Origin of the sequence: Reyranella sp., assembly GCF_017305915.1 — a bacterium.
Classification (GTDB): Bacteria; Pseudomonadota; Alphaproteobacteria; order Reyranellales; family Reyranellaceae; genus Reyranella.
The window spans coordinates 50,190-67,001 of record NZ_JAFKJN010000007.1; the positions used below are offsets into that span (position 1 = coordinate 50,190).

The 16,812-nt window shown below is 65.7% G+C and carries 17 protein-coding genes and 1 other RNA gene; 8 read left to right on the forward strand and 10 right to left on the reverse strand.

Translation table 11 applies throughout. The features are described 5' to 3' along the window. Positions 1-8: 8 nt before the first annotated feature. Both typA and J0J01_RS03765 read left to right on the forward strand, forming a co-directional pair. Positions 9-1,850 carry a translational GTPase TypA gene (typA, locus tag J0J01_RS03760; protein WP_296378852.1) on the forward strand — a complete coding sequence of 614 codons (1,842 nt, stop codon included), beginning with the start codon at positions 9-11 and terminating at the stop codon, positions 1,848-1,850. A gap of 19 nt (positions 1,851-1,869) precedes the next feature. Further along, the gene (locus tag J0J01_RS03765) at positions 1,870-2,274 is read left to right on the forward strand and encodes a DUF6481 family protein (protein WP_296378853.1); all 405 of its coding nucleotides are present in this window, start codon (positions 1,870-1,872) and stop codon (positions 2,272-2,274) included. Between the two features lie 66 nt (positions 2,275-2,340). On the opposite strand, the gene J0J01_RS03770 is transcribed toward J0J01_RS03765, so the two are convergent. Continuing rightward, positions 2,341-3,024: a VOC family protein gene (locus J0J01_RS03770; RefSeq protein WP_296378854.1), complete on the reverse strand. Its 684-nt coding sequence runs from the start codon at positions 3,022-3,024 to the stop codon at positions 2,341-2,343. A 141-nt stretch (positions 3,025-3,165) separates the two neighbouring features. Between J0J01_RS03770 and J0J01_RS03775 the strand changes: the two genes are divergently transcribed. After that, the gene (locus tag J0J01_RS03775; protein ID WP_296378855.1) at positions 3,166-3,708 is read left to right on the forward strand and encodes a hypothetical protein; all 543 of its coding nucleotides are present in this window, start codon (positions 3,166-3,168) and stop codon (positions 3,706-3,708) included. A 163-nt stretch (positions 3,709-3,871) separates the two neighbouring features. Here the strand turns inward: J0J01_RS03775 and J0J01_RS03780 are convergent, their stop codons facing one another. The 3 genes from J0J01_RS03780 to ssrA all read right to left on the reverse strand — a co-directional run bounded on the left by J0J01_RS03780 (position 3,872) and on the right by ssrA (position 6,574). Next, a complete protein-coding gene (locus tag J0J01_RS03780; protein WP_296378856.1) occupies positions 3,872-5,488 on the reverse strand; it encodes a fumarate hydratase in 1,617 nt (538 codons plus the stop codon). A gap of 102 nt (positions 5,489-5,590) precedes the next feature. Then, positions 5,591-6,154, reverse strand: coding sequence for a ClpXP protease specificity-enhancing factor SspB (locus J0J01_RS03785; protein WP_296378857.1), 564 nt, complete (start codon positions 6,152-6,154; stop codon positions 5,591-5,593). Between the two features lie 93 nt (positions 6,155-6,247). Further along, positions 6,248-6,574: a transfer-messenger RNA gene (gene ssrA, locus J0J01_RS03790) on the reverse strand. Between the two features lie 101 nt (positions 6,575-6,675). Between ssrA and J0J01_RS03795 the strand changes: the two genes are divergently transcribed. Together J0J01_RS03795 and thyX are read left to right on the forward strand one after the other, a co-directional pair. Beyond that, positions 6,676-8,280, forward strand: coding sequence for a tyrosinase family protein (locus J0J01_RS03795; protein ID WP_296378859.1), 1,605 nt, complete (start codon positions 6,676-6,678; stop codon positions 8,278-8,280). A gap of 77 nt (positions 8,281-8,357) precedes the next feature. Then, positions 8,358-9,293, forward strand: coding sequence for an FAD-dependent thymidylate synthase (gene thyX, locus J0J01_RS03800; protein WP_296378860.1), 936 nt, complete (start codon positions 8,358-8,360; stop codon positions 9,291-9,293). Between the two features lie 152 nt (positions 9,294-9,445). Here the strand turns inward: thyX and J0J01_RS03805 are convergent, their stop codons facing one another. The 5 genes from J0J01_RS03805 to J0J01_RS03825 form a co-directional block, all read right to left on the reverse strand. Further along, entirely contained in the window at positions 9,446-10,117 is a 672-nt protein-coding gene (locus J0J01_RS03805; protein ID WP_296378861.1) for a hypothetical protein, read from the reverse strand. 122 nt (positions 10,118-10,239) lie between these two features. Further along, positions 10,240-11,175, reverse strand: a complete 936-nt coding sequence (locus J0J01_RS03810) for an IS1595 family transposase (RefSeq protein ID WP_296378862.1) — start codon at positions 11,173-11,175, stop codon at positions 10,240-10,242. Positions 11,176-11,397: 222 nt separating this feature from the next. Continuing rightward, on the reverse strand, positions 11,398-11,769 hold the full coding sequence (locus tag J0J01_RS03815) for a nuclear transport factor 2 family protein (protein WP_296378863.1): 372 nt from the start codon (positions 11,767-11,769) through the stop codon (positions 11,398-11,400). Positions 11,770-11,788: 19 nt separating this feature from the next. Next, a complete protein-coding gene (locus J0J01_RS03820) occupies positions 11,789-12,163 on the reverse strand; it encodes a nuclear transport factor 2 family protein (RefSeq protein WP_296378864.1) in 375 nt (124 codons plus the stop codon). Between the two features lie 18 nt (positions 12,164-12,181). Beyond that, the gene (locus J0J01_RS03825; RefSeq protein WP_296378866.1) at positions 12,182-12,553 is read right to left on the reverse strand and encodes a nuclear transport factor 2 family protein; all 372 of its coding nucleotides are present in this window, start codon (positions 12,551-12,553) and stop codon (positions 12,182-12,184) included. A gap of 82 nt (positions 12,554-12,635) precedes the next feature. Here J0J01_RS03825 and J0J01_RS03830 point away from each other — a divergent pair, with 82 nt between their 5' ends. Continuing rightward, the gene (locus J0J01_RS03830; RefSeq protein WP_296378867.1) at positions 12,636-13,163 is read left to right on the forward strand and encodes an N-acetyltransferase; all 528 of its coding nucleotides are present in this window, start codon (positions 12,636-12,638) and stop codon (positions 13,161-13,163) included. A gap of 192 nt (positions 13,164-13,355) precedes the next feature. On the opposite strand, the gene apbC is transcribed toward J0J01_RS03830, so the two are convergent. Next, positions 13,356-14,486 carry an iron-sulfur cluster carrier protein ApbC gene (gene apbC, locus J0J01_RS03835; RefSeq protein WP_296378868.1) on the reverse strand — a complete coding sequence of 377 codons (1,131 nt, stop codon included), beginning with the start codon at positions 14,484-14,486 and terminating at the stop codon, positions 13,356-13,358. Between the two features lie 96 nt (positions 14,487-14,582). Here apbC and hflK point away from each other — a divergent pair, with 96 nt between their 5' ends. Together hflK and hflC are read left to right on the forward strand one after the other, a co-directional pair. Beyond that, positions 14,583-15,770 (forward strand): FtsH protease activity modulator HflK, encoded by a 1,188-nt coding sequence (hflK, locus tag J0J01_RS03840; RefSeq protein ID WP_296378869.1) that lies wholly within the window; start codon positions 14,583-14,585, stop codon positions 15,768-15,770. Then, a complete protein-coding gene (hflC, locus tag J0J01_RS03845; RefSeq protein WP_296378870.1) occupies positions 15,767-16,657 on the forward strand; it encodes a protease modulator HflC in 891 nt (296 codons plus the stop codon). The genes hflK and hflC overlap by 4 nt, the downstream gene beginning before the upstream one ends. Positions 16,658-16,812 lie beyond the last annotated feature (155 nt).

Sequence of the window (16,812 nt, forward strand, 5' to 3'; positions counted from 1 at the left end):
TCCCCCGAATGGACATCCGCAACGTCGCGATCATCGCGCACGTCGACCATGGCAAGACGACGCTCGTGGACTGCCTGCTCAAGCAGAGCGGCACCTTCCGAGACAACCAGCAGGTCGCCGAGCGCGCGATGGATTCCAACGACCTCGAACGCGAACGAGGCATCACCATCCTGGCCAAGGCGACCTCGGTCGTCTGGAAGGGCACCCGCGTCAACATCGTCGACACGCCGGGCCACGCCGACTTCGGCGGCGAGGTCGAGCGCATCCTGTCGATGGTCGACGGCGTGGTCCTGCTGGTCGACGCGGCCGAAGGCCCGCTGCCGCAGACCAAGTTCGTGCTCGGCAAGGCCTTGCGTCTCGGTCTCAAGCCGATCGTGCTGATCAACAAGGTCGACCGCTCCGACGCCCGTCCGCACCAGGTGCATGACGAGGTGTTCGACCTGTTCTCGGCGCTCGACGCCAGTGACGAGCAGCTCGACTTCCCGACCCTGTTCGCCTCGGCCCGCCAGGGCTGGGCCGCGAAACAGCTCGAGGCCGAGCACAAGGACATGGAGCCGCTGTTCGACCTGATCCTGCGCCACGTGCCGGCGCCCAAGGTCGACAGCGACCCGCAGTTCCGCATGCTGGTGACGACGCTGGAAGCCGATCCGTTCCTCGGCCGCATCCTGACCGGCCGCATCCAGTCGGGCTCCATCAAGCCCAACACGATGCTCCGGGCCATCAGCGGCCATGGCGACAGCAAGGGCGAGAAGATCGAGGAGACCCGGGTCACCAAGCTGCTGGCCTTCCGCGGCCTCGAGCGCCAGCCGATCGAGCAGGCCGAGGCGGGCGACATCGTCGCCATCGCCGGCTTCAAGACCGCGACCGTCGCCGACACCCTGGGCGACCTCACGATTGAGACGGCGCTGCCGGCCCAGCCGGTCGATCCGCCGACGCTCGCCATGAACTTCATGGTCAACGACAGCCCGCTCGCCGGCCGCGAAGGCGACAAGGTCACCACCCGCATGATCCGCGCCCGCCTGATGCGCGAGGCCGAGGGCAACGTCGCGATCCGCGTGCGCGACACCGAGAACGCCGATTCCTACGAGGTCGCCGGTCGCGGCGAGCTTCAGCTCGGCGTGCTGATCGAGACCATGCGCCGCGAGGGCTTCGAGCTGGCCGTCGGCCGCCCGAGGGTTCTGTTCCAGACCGACCCGCAGACCGGCCAGCGGCTGGAGCCGATCGAGGAGGTCGTGATCGACGTCGACGACGCCTACACCGGCACCGTGGTCGAGCAGATCTCGCTGCGCAAGGGCGAGCTGCAGGACATGCGCCCGTCCGGCGCCGGCAAGACCCGCCTGGTGTTCTACGCCCCGTCGCGCGGCCTGATCGGCTACCACGGTGAGTTTCTCACCGATACCCGAGGCACCGGCGTCATGAACCGGATCTTCCACGAATACGGACCCTTTCGCGGGCCGATCCAGGGCCGCCGCAACGGCGCCCTGATCTCCAACGCCGAGGGCGTCTCGGTCGCCTACGCGATGTGGAACCTCGAGGACCGCGGCCCGATGTTCATCGATCCCGGTGTGGCGGTGTACCAGGGCATGCTGATCGGCGAGCACTCCCGAGGCAACGACCTCGACGTCAACGTGCTGAAGGGAAAGCAGCTCACCAACATCCGTGCCGCCGGCAAGGACGAGGCGGTGCGGCTGACTCCGCCGCGGAAAATGACTTTGGAGCAGGCGATCGCCTACATCGAAGACGACGAGCTCGTCGAAGTGACACCAAAGTCGATTAGGCTGCGCAAGCGCTTCCTCGAACCCGAGGACCGCAAGCGCGCCAGGAAGCAGGCCGCCCAGGCGGCCGAGTAGTAGCAACAGAGGATAAGCGTTGAAGAACAAGGATACCTTCACCGACCGGTTGGAAGCCCAGGCCAAGGCCAAGCAGGCGCTTCTCGATAAGGCCAAGCAGAAGAATCCGACGAACGACCCCGAGTTCGCCGCCCGCCAGGAGGCGCGGCTCGAAGCCGCCCGCCTCCGCGAAGAGAAGGAAGCGGAGCGCCGCCGTGCCGTGCAGGAGGAGCGTGAGCGCGTCCGCGCCGAGCGCGCCGCCATCGCGGCCGCCAAAGCGGCGGAAGCCGCCCGCAAGGCCGAGGAGGCCCGCCTCGCCGCCGAACAGGCCCGCAAGGATGCCGAGGAGCGCGCCCGCCGCGCCATCCGTACGGCGCCGAAGCCGGTCCAGCTCGGTCTCAAGGACCTCAAGGCCGCCCTCGAAGCCCGCACCGGCGGGAAGTGACGGCCCTCGGCCGTCATCCCGAGCATTTGCGAGGGATCTCTGGTCGTAAAAGATCCTCCGCTTCGCTCAGGATGACAGCGGGCCGGTCAGGCTGGCGCGCTGGCTGACCTCGATGTGGTTGCCGTCGGGATCGCAGACGAAGGCGTAGCGCACCGTCTCGCCCAGCACGCGCACGTCGCCGCTCGGCGTGCCGCCGCGGGCGACGATGCCCGCGACTTCACGGATACAGTCGAACACCTGCACCGTCGTGTAACGGTAACCCGGGCCGCGCCACTGCGTGCCGCGCGGCTCGACCTTGCCCTGCTCGGCGATCACGACCAGGGAATCGCCGCAGCGATAGCGGCCCTCGCCGACCCGCTCGTACTGCATCGCCTCGGTCCAGAACCGGTCGTGCGCCCTGGGATCGTTGACACGCAGCAGGATCGCGATGCCCTCGACCCCGTCATGACCCTTCGGGACCAGCGTCACCCTGTTGCCGTCGGGATCGGCCAGCGCCTGCGGCGCCGCCAGCCCCTCGCGCGCGATCTGCAGCCCGACGATGCCCGAGGGCGCGACCGCCGGCAGGGGATCGCGGGCGTGGTTCATCTTCAGGATCGAGCCGTTCATGTGATGGCGGTGCTGCTGCACCCCGCCGCCGACCTTGCCCATGTGGTCGTAGGGCAGGCCGACCGCCTGCTGCCAGAAGGCCAGCTGCTCGTCGCGCCGGTTGGAGAACAGGCCGACATCGAGGTGGGGCTTGGCCAGCTTCATGTGGATAACGTGTAACTGTAGTTACAAAACATACAAAGCACGACACGACTCCGACACAGCTGTGTTGCTACATGACCCTCGGGTAAGAGGCGCTGGCGGGTGGGGACCTGGGCCGGCACACAACTTGGGAAGGGGTTCGCCATGATTCGTGCGATCATTGGCACGGTTTCCGTGCTTGCCGGCTTTGCCGTTCTCGAACAGTCGGTCGACGCCAGCACCGGTCTCGCGGGCTCGTGCAAGGCGACGCAGGCCTATGCCCTGCTGCAGCCGGGCCAGCCGCTCGAGGTGCGCGCCACGCCGACGCCGGAAGGCGTCGTGATCGGCTCGATCGCCACCCGCGACATGAGCCGCGAGGTCTCGACCTCCAATGTCACCCTGATCGGCAGCCAGGCCGGCTGGGCGCGGATCGCGCTGGGCGGCGCCGACTACACCGCGGTCGACGGCAAGCCGAAGGTCGGCTGGGTGCCGGCCGATGCGCTGGCGGTCAGCTCCAAGCTCGACGGCGACGTCACCATGTTCACCAAGCCCGGCCTGCTCGGCGCGCCGATCGGCCAGATCAAGGGCGAGGATTTTCAGTTCCGCGTGCTGGGCTGCCGCGGCGAGTGGCTGCAGGTGATCAACGCCGAGAAGGGCAACGTCTGGATCGACCGCTGGTGCGCCAAGGAAGAGGGCTGCCGCGGGTAATTGTCATTCCGAGCGCAGCGAGGAATCTTTCTGACCCAATAGAAGATCCCTCGCTTCGCTCGGGACAAGGTTCGGGAAGCGGCCGGTTCGCTCTTCTGGGAATTGGGCGAAGCGGCTGTAGGACAGCAACGGGCCGGGAGGGCAACCTCCCGGCCTTCCCTTTTCAGATCTTCAGCTCGCTGAAGAAGTCGTTGCCCTTGTCGTCGGTGACGATGAAGGCCGGGAAGTTCTCGACCTGGATGCGCCAGATCGCTTCCATGCCGAGTTCGGGATACTCCAGCACCTCGACCTTCTTGATGCAGTTCTTGGCCAGGATCGCGGCTGGACCGCCGATCGAGCCGAGATAGAAGCCCTTGTGCTTCTTGCAGGCGTCGACGACCTGCCTGGAGCGGTTGCCCTTGGCCAGCATGACCATCGAGCCGCCGTTGGCCTGGAACAGGTCGACATAGCTGTCCATTCGGCCCGCCGTCGTCGGCCCGAACGAGCCGGACGCCATGCCCTCCGGCGTCTTGGCGGGGCCTGCGTAATAGACCGGGAACTGCTTGAAGTAGTCGGGCAGTCCCTGGCCGGCGTCGAGCCGCTCTTTGAGCTTCGCGTGGGCCGAGTCGCGCGCCACGATCAGCGTGCCGGTCAGGTTCACGCGGGTCTTCACCGGGTACCTGGTGAGGACCGAGAGCGTGTGCGCCATGCCCTTGTCGAGATTGACCGTGACCACCTCGCCCGAGAGCTGCTGCGGCTCGACCTCGGGCAGGAAGTGCGCCGGGTTGGTCTCGAGCGCCTCGAGGAAGATGCCGTCCCGGGTGATCTTGCCCATCGCCTGGCGGTCGGCCGAGCAGGAGACGCCCATCCCGATCGGCACCGAGGCGCCGTGGCGGGCGATGCGGATCACGCGCACGTCGTGGCAGAAGTACTTGCCGCCGAACTGGGCGCCAATGCCCATCTGGCGGGTGAGCTCGAGGACCTTCTGCTCCATCTCGCGGTCGCGGATGGCGACGCCCTTGTCGTTGCCTTCGCTCGGCAGGTCGTCGAGATAGCGGGTCGAGGCGAGCTTCACCGTCTTGAGGTTCATCTCCGCCGAGGTGCCGCCGATCACGATCGCGAGGTGGTAGGGCGGGCAGGCCGCGGTGCCCAGCGTGCGGATCTGGGTGTCGAGGAACTTGAGCAGCGAGGCCTCGTTCAGCACCGCCGGCGTCTGCTGGTAGAGATAGCTCTTGTTGGCCGAGCCGCCGCCCTTGGCGATGAACAGGAACTTGTAGGCGTCGCCGTCGGTCGCATAGATGTCGACCTGCGCTGGCAGGTTGGTGCCGGTCTGCACTTCCTTGAACATCGAGATCGGCGAGACCTGCGAGTAGCGCAGGTTGGTCTCGGTGTAGGTCTTGAACACGCCCTTGGCGATCGCCGCCTCGTCGCCGCCGCCAGTCCAGACCTGCTGGCCCTTCTTGCCCATGACGATGGCGGTGCCGGTGTCCTGGCACATCGGCAGCACGCCGCCGGCCGCGATGTTGGCGTTCTTGAGCAGCTCGAGCGCCACGTACTTGTCGTTCGACGAAGCCTCGCCGTCGTCCAGGATGTTGCGCAGCTGCTGGAGATGGCCCGGCCGCAGCAGGTGCGAGATGTCGTGGAACGCCGCGGCGGTCAGCATCGTGATCGCCTCGGGGTCGACGGTGAGCACGTCCTTGCCGTTGAACTTGGCTGTGCCGACGAAATCGGAGGAGAGCTTGCGGTAAGGCGTGGTGTCCGCGGCCGACGGGAACATCTCCTGGAACTGGAACTCGGGCATGGCTTCTCCTGGCGGGGAAGCGCCCTAAAACCGCAAATTACGCGGCACGTCCAGCGTTATTGCCCGAGGCGGAAAGGACGGCACCGCTCGGGATGACAGGCGCTACTTCTTTCGGAAGCTATCGAGCTTGACGATCTTGGAGGCGGGATCGTCGGTCTTCTCCGGCGTCTCCGCCGGCTTGGTGTCGGCGTCGGCCTTGGCTTCGCCGGCCCCCGGGTTGGCGGGGGCGCCGAGCGACGGGCGCTTCTCCGGGGCCGGCAGCGGCGTCGCGGCGGCCGGCGCCGCGGGCTTCTCGGCGGGCAGCGCCGCCTTGTCCTTGCGGTCGAACTGCAGGCCGAAGCGCACCGACGGGTCGACGAACGCCGACAGCGCGGCGAACGGCACCTTTATGCGCTCCTGCTGCTTGTTGAAGCTCACCGTCACCTCGAAGAACTCGTCGGTGAGGATCAGGTCCCAGTACTGGTGCTGCAGGACGATGGTCATCTCGTCCGGGTACTTGGCGCGCAGATAGTCCGGCAGCTTCACGCCGGGATCGGTGCTGCGGAACGAGATGTAGAAATGGTGCGAGCCAGGCAGGCCCTTGTCCGCGACCTGGCGCAATACGCGTCGCACGACGCCGCGCAGCGCATCGTCGACAAGAGCGTCGTAGTGGAAGCGGTCGTTCATGAACGGGCGGAACCTTGGCAAAAAGCATCGACCCGCCATGGGGGAGAGTCAACGCGGCAATAGCCGTGAATGCACCGAAAGGAAAGGAAGGAAAGTGAGGGGGCTTCTGTTGCCCGGTGCCCCCCCGAACCGCGCTTACGTCCGCTGTTTAGGCGGCAGCAGCGAGTGTAACGGTGTTATCGTTAGCACTTGTGTGTGGCCCGTCACGGCGGAACCATACCGAGCAAAAGCCGCGCCTTTACCACGCTCGTCGATCCTATTTCGCCCCCATCGGTCCCGCTCGGATGAGAGAGGGAGAGAATGGTGGAGGCGCCGGGTACCGCCCCCGGGTCCGAAACGCTTATGTCACGCGGCGTTTATCGCCATAGTCGGTTGCCCGACAGTTCCAATATAGGCGGTCCAGCGGGCTTTTTGAAGACGTCCGTGCACAAGTCACGCGAATCGCCTTTACCATCTACCGGCAACTGGAAGACAGTTCCTGCACGACGTGGGTGCGGTGTGGTGCTCGGGGGAGACAGCGCATGGCCAAGAAAGTTCCACTCAGGGTCCGGCGGTCGCTCACGGCGCTGCAGGACGACTACGAGAACGGCAAGAAGAAGCCGCTCGAGACTCTCATGCGGGCCTGGAAGGCCATCAAGGAGCTGCCGCCGGACGACCCGAACTCGTTCTTCATGATCGGCGGCTATCACGGCGAACCCTTCCGTGGCGCCGGCTGGGGCAACGCTTCCTACTGGGGCGGCTACTGCAACCACGGCAACGTCCTCTTCCCGACCTGGCACCGCATGTACGTGATGCGGCTCGAGGATGCGCTGCGCAGCGTTCCCGGCTGTGCCGGCGTGACCTTGCCCTACTGGGACGAGACCAGCGAGGAGTCGCTGCAGGACGGCATCCCCTGGGCGTTGACGCAGAAGGACTTCGTGCTCGACGGCGAGACCATCGCCAATCCGCTGCGGTCCTTCGTGCTGAACCAGAACGTCGTCGATCATCTCACCCCGGACCCCACCGCCGACTACAGCAAGCCCAAGGGCTACGAGACCGTGCGCTACCCGCTGTCCGGCCTGGTCGCGCCGGGCGACAAGGCGGCGACCGATGAGCACAACGCGCAGTACCCTGACTACGACGAGAACGTGAAGCTCTTGAACCAGAACATCGTCAACTGGCTCGGCTCGTCGATCGTGGTGAACGGCGAGACGATCCCGACCAACACGGCGCAGAAGTATCGCGATTGCCTCGACGCGCCGAACTACACCGTGTTCTCGAACACCACGTCGTCGGCGCAATGGAAGGACGACACCGGCGTGGCCGTCGTGCCGATCGAGAGCCCGCACAACGCCATCCATCTCGCTGTCGGCGGCTACGACATCGGCACCGACGACCTCTCGCCGATCGAAGGCGCCAACGGCGACATGGGGGAGAACGACACCGCGGGCCTCGATCCGATCTTCTTCTTCCACCACTGCTACATCGATCGCCTGTTCTGGCTGTGGCAGAAGAAGCACAAGGCCACCGACCGGCTGGAGATCATCGCCCACTATCCGGGAACGAACTCGGTCGACAGCCAGGGGGCGACGCCGGGCACGGTGCCGAATTCCTGGCTGACCCTCGACTCGCCGCTCGATCCCTTCAAGAAGAAGGTCAGCCGCAAGGAGCGGCCCTACACCTCGCTCGACTGCATCAATATCGAGAAGCAGCTCGGCTACACCTATGGCCCGGGTTCGCTCGAACCGGCCAAGCCCTCGGCCAAGGGAACAAGGGGGGCCGCCGCAGCGTCCAGCGAGACGGTCCAGAGGCCGACCCGGATGGTGACCGTCCGCGGTCTCAATCGGGCACGCATCCGCGGCTCGTTCCTGATCTCGGTCTTCGCGCACGTCGACGGCAAGAAACAGCATGTCGGCACGGAAGGGGTGCTGAGCCGCTGGCATGTCGAGGGATGCGCCAATTGCCAGACGCACCTCGAGGCGCGGGCCAGTATCGCCCTGCGCGGCGCCTTGGCGGCCCAGGCCGACCGGACGCAATTCGACGTCGAGATCCGTACCCGCGACGGCGTGCTCGGCCAGGGGCATGCGGCGGCGCCGGCCACCGCGTCTGCGGTTCCGCGGCCGCTCTTCACCTTCAAGGTCGAATAGACGGCGGCGGGTTATCCCGTCTGGCAGAGGGTCGGCCTGAAAAGCTAGAGTGGGGCAAACAAGACCGGAAGACTGACATGCCCCTCTCCACCGACCAGCAGGCCGAGATCGACCAGGCGCGCGGCGACGCCCAGAAGACCTTGCGGCCGATCGCGCCGGCGCTGGAGCAGATCCTGTTCCAGGCGATGCCGGTGCTCGATCACGGCTTCGTGCGGGTGATCGACTACATGGGCGACGATGCGGCGGTGGTGCAGGCCGCGCGCGTCTCCTACGGCCGCGGCACCAAGAAGGTCAGCGAGGACCGCGGGCTGATCAACTACCTGATGCGGCACCGGCACACGACGCCGTTCGAGATGTGCGAAATCAAGTACCACGTGAAGCTGCCGATCTTCGTGGCGCGGCAGTGGATCCGCCATCGCACGGCCAACGTGAACGAGTATTCCGCGCGCTACTCGATCCTCGACAACGAGTTCTACCTGCCCAGGCCCGAGCATCTCGCGGCGCAGAGCAAGGCCAACCGCCAGGGCCGCGACCAGGTGATCACCGGCAAGGAGGCCGAGCGCGTCTTCTCGCTGCTCAAGAAGGACGCCGAGCTGGTCTACGAGCACTACATGGAGATGCTGAACGAGGGCGAGGCGGGCGAGCCGCTCGATCCCGAGCGCTCCGGCCTGGCGCGCGAGCTGGCGCGCATGAACCTGTCGCTCGCCTTTTATACCCAGTGGTACTGGAAGACGAACCTTCACAATCTCATGCACTTCCTGTCGCTGCGCGCCGACGCCCATGCGCAGCACGAGATCCGCGTCTATGCCGATGTGATGATCGACACGCTGAAGCGCTGGACCCCGATCTGCCACGACGCCTTCATGGAGTACCGCATGGGCGGCGCGCATCTGTCGAAGACCGGGCTCGCGGCGGTCAAGCGCATGATCGCCGGCGAGAAGGTCGACCAGAGGTCGAGCGGCCTCAATCCGCGCGAATGGCGCGAGCTGATGGCGGCGCTGGGCCTGGACTAAGCAATCCAATCCTCCCCATTCATATGACAATTATATACCTGACGGTGTAGCACACTAGCCCTCGATGGAGGGTTAGATGTGTGCATTACCGGCAGAACCCACGCCTGACATGACTGAAGCGGCGGCGGAAGTGCTGGCCGATTCGATCTTCTTCACTGGTCCTGACGGCGTTGCTGAAGTTGTTGCTCAACGTATGCTTCAAGCTGCGCTCGCTCGCGTGCCTTCACGGCTTCGTTCCGTTTCGCCTCCTTCCCAAGGCGAAGGCCAGTAAGCTTGTCGTGCAGATCGTAGACCTTCTCGACGTAGTTCCAGAAATGGTCTGCGTAGCGATCGATCTGCGCGGCTGTGTAGGCATACTTGAAGCGGCCGAACACAAACTCGTCGGAACGGGAGAGATCGAAGACTCGTCGAGGTGATTGCTGACGCCTCGTATTGTACCGGGGCGGCACGAGGTAATTCCCCTGAGCGAGGGACCCTGAAAACATGGCAGCAGTGCCATGAGCGATGTCATTGCGGCGAGCAGCAAGCTCGCCAATCTCGCGAAGAAGACTTTTGACCTCAGACAAGGACTGCTTGTCGATAAAGGTATGTTCAGCTTCCGCAGCCGCAACGATCATCCCCATGCGACCTGGCCCCGACGCTACCGTGCCATAGGCGGCCATTGCTGCCTGTGAATGCGTGCCAATAATCGTGCCATATAAGGCTGCAACTGCCTCTTCAAGTATCTCCCACATTGAAAGTGCTCTGCCTACGGCTTCATATATGCCAGTCACGTCAGCGTCGCCTTGTGGCGCTCGCTCCATAACGTCCCACGGATTGCTCATGCCAAAATCCCCTAAGCTCGATCCTGCCACAGAGGCGGTCGTGCGGCGTATGCTGGCGACGCCGCCGCAGCCTCATTCACCTGTCGTCAAGAAGGGCCGCAAGAAGCCGGCGAAGTCGCCAGCTACCCCAGCGAAGCGGCCTGTTCGCGGTTAATCCGCCGATAGGTGAGGCGCTTGCCTTCGATGCCCTTCAGGGCCTTGGTCGCGCGCTCCTTGTCGCTGGTGCCGAGCGCCGCGCGGTTGCTGTAGCGGAAATCGAATTCGTTGAGATAGCGCTGCAGGTGGCGCTCGTCGCAGTGCTGATAGACACCCTTCATGCCGCGCTTGAAGATCGAGAAGTAGCCTTCCAGCGTGTTCGTATGGGCATCACCGCGCACAAACTCCTCGCGGCCGTGGTGCACCATCTGGTGCTTTGCGAACTCGCGCCCGACGCCCGAATACATCGCCGCTTCGTCAGTGTTCAGCGTGGAGGCCCTGTCCGCGTGCTGGTCGATGATCTTCTTCACGGTCGGAATGTCGGCAGTGTCGACGTGGAAGCTGCGGACCCCACCGCCGCGCTCGACCAGCGACACGACCACGCGCTTGTGGCCCGTGCCGCGTCGCGCCACCTTGCCGTGCTTCTTGCCGATGTAGGTTTCGTCAGCTTCGATGTGCTTGCCGCTCCCACCGAGCGGCGAGCCGCCGCTCGGTGGCGTCATGGCTTCACGGATGCGGTGCGCCATGAACCACGCCGTCTTGTAGGTGACGCCGAGCATGCGGTGCAGCTGGTGGGCACTGATCCCCTTCTTGCTCGACGCCATCAGATGCGAGGCGAGCAGCCACTTGTGAAGCGGGATGTGCGAGCGCTCGAAAACCGTGCCGACCGTCACCGTGAAGGAGCGGCGGCAGTCGTTGCACTGAAGCTGGCCGGGGCGCGCTGACTTGCCCTGCAGCCGCGTGATGTTTCCCACAACACCGCAGAACGGGCAGACCGGACCACCGGGCCAGCGGATCGCCTCAAGTGCCTCGCGAGCGGCATTCTCATCGGTGAATTGGGGAGCAGCGAGATCGGCAGACACGGCAAGCCTCGGTTGTGAGGCGATTTCTAGCCCTTGCCGTCTACACCGTCAAGTATATAATCGCCATTCATATGGGGAGGTGGCGCGGTAATCCGCGACGGAGGGGTCATAGGCTTCAGTCTTGGTGGGGCTTATGACCCCTCCGTCAGCGTAAGACGCTGACACCTCCCCATATGAATGGGGAGGGTTTGCTTCGGCCGATTCCACGAAACCGATCCCGCTTTAGGAGGCTGTCGGCAGCATCGCCTGGTTGGCCGCCCACACCCAGCGCCCGTCCAGCCGCGTGAAGACGGAGAGATTCCGATAGGTTTGGATGATTTCCCGGCCATCGATCGTGAACCAGTCGTCCACGAGCATGCTCGCCACGGCGGCATCGTCGAACACCCGGACCTCGAGCTCGCGTATTTTCTGGCCGTGGTAGACCAGCGTGCCCGTGATGCCGACATCGATGTAGTCAGCCTTGCCGATGGTCTTGCCGCCGGCGGTGACGAGAAGAAAATTGGGATGGAGCAGGGCGGTTATGTCGGCCGCCGACCGGCGCACCAGGGCATCGGACTTGGCGGCCAGGAGGGCCCGGATTTCTTCGACGATCATGCCCCCTCCTGAGGCCGCTTTAGGGCAACCTCGGCAGCGCCGTCTGGCCGGCGACCCAAAGCCAGCGGCCGTCCTTCCAAGTGTAGACGGAGAGTGCCAGAAAGGTCTCGGCGATCTCCCGGCCGTCGATCGAGCAGCGGTCGTCCACGACCATGTTCGCCACGGCGACGGTGTCGAACAGCCGGACATCCAGCTCGCGCACTTCCTGGCTGTGGTAGACTACCCTGTCGGAGTTGATGAACACGTCGATGTAGTCGGCCTTGGTCAGCGTACGACCGCCGGCGGTGACGTGGACGAAGTCGGGATGCATCAGCGCGGCCATGTCGGCCGCCGACCGGCGGACAAGGGCGCTCGCCTTGGCCACCAGTACGGCGCGGATCTCTTCGATGATCATTCGCCCAGGTTAGCTTGCCTAGGGTGACCTCGGCAGCATCGTCTGGCCCGCGACCCAGAGCCACCGTCCGTCCGTATAGGTGAAGACAGAGAGACCGTAAAAGGTCTCGGTGACCTCCCGGCCCTCGATCGCATACCGGTCGTCCATGAGCATGCTGGCCACGGCGATGGTGCCGAACAGCCGGACATCCAGCTCGCGCACCTGCTGATCGTGGTAGACGAACCGGCCCTTGACGGCGACATCGATGTAGTCGGCCTTGGTGAGGTTTTTGCCGCCGGAGGTGACGTAGAGAAAATCAGGATGGATCAGGGCGGCCAAATCGGCCGTCGAGCGGCGCACCAGGGCGCTGGACTTGGCCGCAATGGCGGCCCGGATTTCCTCGATGATCATCCCGTTATGCTAATGCGTTGAGCGATTCCCCACCTGCTGTCATAACTCACTTATGCAGAAAAACCCAGGACTCCTTCGCCTCTTGCGCGAGCGGCCGCGCGATTCGGAGGCGATCGAGGAGATGACGGCGGCGGCGTTCGGGCCCGACCGCCTGACCAGGACGGTCTATCGCCTGCGCGAGGACGTGCCGCCCCTCGATGACCTCTGCTTCGTCTGCCTCGACCAGAAGAACCGGCTGGTCGCCTCGATCCGCAACTGGCCGGTGCTGATCAACAACAAGTGGCCGGCGGTGATGCTGGGCCCGCTGGCGATCGCGCCCGAATTGCGCGGGCTGGGCTACGGCAAGGCGCTGATGTGGCATGCGATGGCGCAGTCGCGCCTGCAGGGCCACAGCCGCATCATCCTGGTCGGCGATCCCGAGTACTACAACCAGTTCGGTTTTCGCCGCGACCTGGCGCTGCACCTGCAGCTGCCCGGCTGGGTCGAGGAGCGCCGCTTCCTGGCGCTCGAGCTGGTCGCCGGCTCGATGATCGGCGTGCACGGCATGGTGGGCAAGGCGCTGGCGAAGAAGAGCGCGCGCCGCAAGCTGGGGAAAATTCGCTCTTCCTAAGTCGCATTATGGGCAATGGAACGCGATTCGGAGTGCGGAAATCGCGGCCTCGATCGTCGGCCATTGCCCATAATAGGTGCGGCGCCGCGATCGTGCCCATACTGCGGGATGATCGGGCGTCATCTCTCTCATCCGGGACGGAAAACGGGCAACTCGGCAAAAACCGCGAAAACGGTCGAAAACCGCCGTGCGTCAGCGCATCACGATCTTCGGCGCCGGCCGGGGGCCGCGCTGGTTGGCCGTGAGCTGCTTCCACACCCGGCCGGCGATGTTCTTGTAGACCTGCGCGTGCGGGCTGTCGGGCTTGGAGACCACGATCGGATGGCCGCTGTCCGACGTCATGCGGATGTCGAGATGCAGCGGTATCTCGCCGAGGAACGGCACGCCGAGCTTGTCGGCCTCCTCGTGCGCGCCGCCATGGCCGAAGATCTCCGACCGCTCGCCGCACTTGGGGCAGAGGAAGTAGCTCATGTTCTCGACGATGCCGAGGACCGGCACGGCCACCTTGCGGAACATGCTGAGCCCCTTGCGCGCGTCGATCAGCGCGATGTCCTGCGGCGTCGAGACGATCACCGCGCCCGAGAGCGCCACGCGCTGCGCCAGCGTGAGCTGGGCATCGCCGGTGCCGGGCGGCATGTCGACCACCAGCACGTCGAGATCGCCCCACTGCACGTCGCGCAGCATCTGCTCGAGCGCGCTCGACACCATGGGGCCGCGCCAGATCATCGGCGTGTCCTCGGCGACGATGTAGCCGATCGACATGGTGCGCAGGCCGTAGCGCTCGATCGGCTTCAGCATCTTGCCGTCGGCCGATTCGGGCTTCTCCTTGACCGCCAGCATGCGTGGCATCGAAGGACCGTAGATGTCGGCGTCGAGCAGGCCGGTGGCGACGCCGTTGGCGGTGAGGCCGAGCGCCAGGTTGACCGCGGTCGTCGACTTGCCGACCCCGCCCTTGCCCGAGGCGACGGCGATGATGTGCTTCACGCCCGGCACGTCGATGCGGGCGGCGGCGGCCGGTCCGTGGCCGGTGCGCGGCGGCGGCGCCGGCCGCGTGGGAGGAGATGGGGCGGCGGGGCGCTCGGCGGTCATGACGGCGGTTGCCGACAGCACGCCCGCCAGGGCGCGGACCGCCTGTTCGCAGGCCTGGCGCAGGGGTTCGAGCGCCGCACCGCGCGCCGGATCGACCTCCAGGGTCACTGCAACATGTCCGCCGCGGGTGGCGATGCCGCTGACCATGCCCAGCGCGACGATGTTCTTGCCCGTCGCCGGGTCGATCACCGTTTCGAGAACCCCGCGCACGGCCGATTCCGTGATGTCCGCCATGTCGCTCGCCGCTTGATTGAAGGTATGGCTGCCGTCACATATATGCAGAGCGGCATGAAATCAAAGGTCCCCCCAAAAGGCGGCCTCGAGGTGCGGATGGCTTGGAATAACAACAGCGGCGGCCCGTGGGGCGGCGGCGGTGGCGGCAGCGGCGGCGGCGGCCCATGGGGCGGCGGTGGCGGCGGCGGTCGGGGCAACGGCCCGTTCGGCTCGCGGCGGCCTCCCGACATGGAAGACGTCATCCGCAAGGGTCAGGAGCGGCTGCGCAACCTGATGCCGGGCGGCCTGGGCTCCTTCAAGGGCCTCATCCTGATCGCCCTGGCGGCGGTGGTGATCTGGCTGCTGACCGGCTTCTTCCGCGTCCAGCCCAACCAGCAGGCGATCCAGCTGGTGTTCGGCAAGCCCTACGGCAAGCCGGTCGAGCCCGGCCTGCACTACAACCTGCCGGCACCGATCGGCAACGTGGTCGTCGTCAATGTCGGCGACCAGCGCCGCACCGTGATCGGCTCGCGCAACGCCGCCGACCGCAGCACCTACGGGCGCGGCTCGCGTCCGACCTCAACCGAGAACCTGATGCTGACCGGCGACGAGAACATCGTCGACATCGAGTTCGCCGTGCTGTGGCAGGTCAAGGGCGTGTACGAGTTCGCCTTCGCCGTGCGCAATGTCGAGGAGAACGTGCGGGCCGGCGCCGAGGCCGCCATGCGCGAAGTCATCGGCAAGTCCAACCTGCAATACGCCCAGACCGAGGGCCGGACCCGGATCGAGCAGGACACCAAGGACCTGCTGCAGCGCATTCTCGACGAGTACGGGCTGGGAGCGCGCATCGCCCAGGTCCAGCTGCTGCGGGTCGACCCGCCGCAGGAGGTGATCGGCGCCTTCCGCGACGTGCAGGCGGCGCGCGCCGACAAGGAGAAGTCGATCAACGAGGCCAATACCTACCGCAACCAGGTGCTGCCGCGGGCCAAGGGCGAGGCCGAATCGATCATCCAGAAGGGCGAGGGCTACAAGGCGACCACCGTGGCGCGGGCCAAGGGCGACGCCCAGCGCTTCACCCGCGTCTACGAGCAGTACGCCAAGGCCAAGGACATCACCTCCGAGCGCCTCTATCTCGAGACCATCGAGGAAGTGCTGCGCAACGTGAACAAGGTGATGGTCGACAAGACCGGCGGGCCGGGCGTGGTGCCCTACCTGCCGCTGCCCGAGCTCAAGTCCGGCCAGTCGGCGACGCCGCTGCCACCCCGAACGACCACCGTCCAGCCGGCGCCGGGAGGCACGCGATGAGCAACCGTTCCATCGGCCTGCTGGTGCTTGCGGCCATCGCCGTCTTTCTGCTGACCCAGATGCTGTACAGCGTCGATCCGACCAAGCAGGTGCTGGTCCGCCAGTTCGGCGCCATCGTCGGCCAGCCCAAGACCGAGCCCGGCCTCTACGCCAAGATTCCGCTGATCCAGGACATCCAGCGCATCGACAGCCGCCTGCTCGACTACGAGGCGGAGGAGTTCGAGATCATCGCCGGCGACCAGAAGCGGCTGGTGGTCGACGCCTATGCCCGCTTCAAGATCGTGAACGCCCGGCTGTTTGCCGAGACGGTGCCGGGCGGCGAGCCGGCGCTACGCGGCCTGCTCGATTCGCTGATCAACTCGGAGATCCGCGGCGTGCTCTCCTCGGTGCCGCTGCACGCGGTGCTGACCGAACAGCGCGCCAGCCTGATGGACGACATCACGCGGCGGGTGAACGGCAAGACCAAGGACCTCGGCGTCGAGGTGGTCGACGTCCGCATCAAGCGGGCCGACCTGCCGCAGGCCAACTCCCAGTCGGTCTACAATCGCATGAAGACCGACCGCGAGCGCGAGGCCGGCCAACTCCGCGCCGAGGGCGACGAGGAGAAGCAGCGCATCACCGCCACCGCCGACCGCGAGGTCGCGGTGATCAAGGCCGATGCCGGGCTGAAGGCCCAGATCACCATGGCCGACGCCGATGCCGAGTCGACCAAGATCTACGCCGACGCCTTCGACAAGGATAAGGATTTCTATGCCTTCTGGCGGCGCATGGAGGCCTACAAGCAGGCCTTCGGGTCCGGCGGGACCATGATCCTGAGCCCCGATTCGGACTTCTTCCGCTACTTCAACGACCCGTCCGGGCCGGCCGCCCAGGTGGGCAAGAAATAGGCCATTGGGGGCGCTGTGGCAGACCTGCCACGGCGCCCCAGCAATTTGATCGAATGTGCGGAAAACACTGAAATATCCGGCAACATAACGGCCTCTTTATTTGCGCCACATTCCGCCGCCATGTAGACAGGAACTCGAACACGCGGCGCCGGCCG

What these genes read in the sequence shown, in the direction of transcription:
- J0J01_RS03770 (WP_296378854.1), bottom strand. Translation starts at nt 3,024, where the DNA reads ATGAAGCTGGCCAAGCCCCACCTCGATGTCGGCCTGTTCTCCAACCGG.
- J0J01_RS03825 (WP_296378866.1), bottom strand. Translation starts at nt 12,553, where the DNA reads ATGATCATCGAGGAAATCCGGGCCGCCATTGCGGCCAAGTCCAGCGCC.
- J0J01_RS03795 (WP_296378859.1), top strand. Translation starts at nt 6,676, where the DNA reads ATGGCCAAGAAAGTTCCACTCAGGGTCCGGCGGTCGCTCACGGCGCTG.
- hflK (WP_296378869.1), top strand. Translation starts at nt 14,583, where the DNA reads ATGGCTTGGAATAACAACAGCGGCGGCCCGTGGGGCGGCGGCGGTGGC.
- apbC (WP_296378868.1), bottom strand. Translation starts at nt 14,486, where the DNA reads ATGGCGGACATCACGGAATCGGCCGTGCGCGGGGTTCTCGAAACGGTG.
- J0J01_RS03805 (WP_296378861.1), bottom strand. Translation starts at nt 10,117, where the DNA reads ATGAGCAATCCGTGGGACGTTATGGAGCGAGCGCCACAAGGCGACGCT.
- J0J01_RS03815 (WP_296378863.1), bottom strand. Translation starts at nt 11,769, where the DNA reads ATGATCGTCGAAGAAATCCGGGCCCTCCTGGCCGCCAAGTCCGATGCC.
- thyX (WP_296378860.1), top strand. Translation starts at nt 8,358, where the DNA reads ATGCCCCTCTCCACCGACCAGCAGGCCGAGATCGACCAGGCGCGCGGC.
- J0J01_RS03785 (WP_296378857.1), bottom strand. Translation starts at nt 6,154, where the DNA reads ATGAACGACCGCTTCCACTACGACGCTCTTGTCGACGATGCGCTGCGC.
- typA (WP_296378852.1), top strand. Translation starts at nt 9, where the DNA reads ATGGACATCCGCAACGTCGCGATCATCGCGCACGTCGACCATGGCAAG.
- J0J01_RS03775 (WP_296378855.1), top strand. Translation starts at nt 3,166, where the DNA reads ATGATTCGTGCGATCATTGGCACGGTTTCCGTGCTTGCCGGCTTTGCC.
- hflC (WP_296378870.1), top strand. Translation starts at nt 15,767, where the DNA reads ATGAGCAACCGTTCCATCGGCCTGCTGGTGCTTGCGGCCATCGCCGTC.
- J0J01_RS03780 (WP_296378856.1), bottom strand. Translation starts at nt 5,488, where the DNA reads ATGCCCGAGTTCCAGTTCCAGGAGATGTTCCCGTCGGCCGCGGACACC.
- J0J01_RS03820 (WP_296378864.1), bottom strand. Translation starts at nt 12,163, where the DNA reads ATGATCATCGAAGAGATCCGCGCCGTACTGGTGGCCAAGGCGAGCGCC.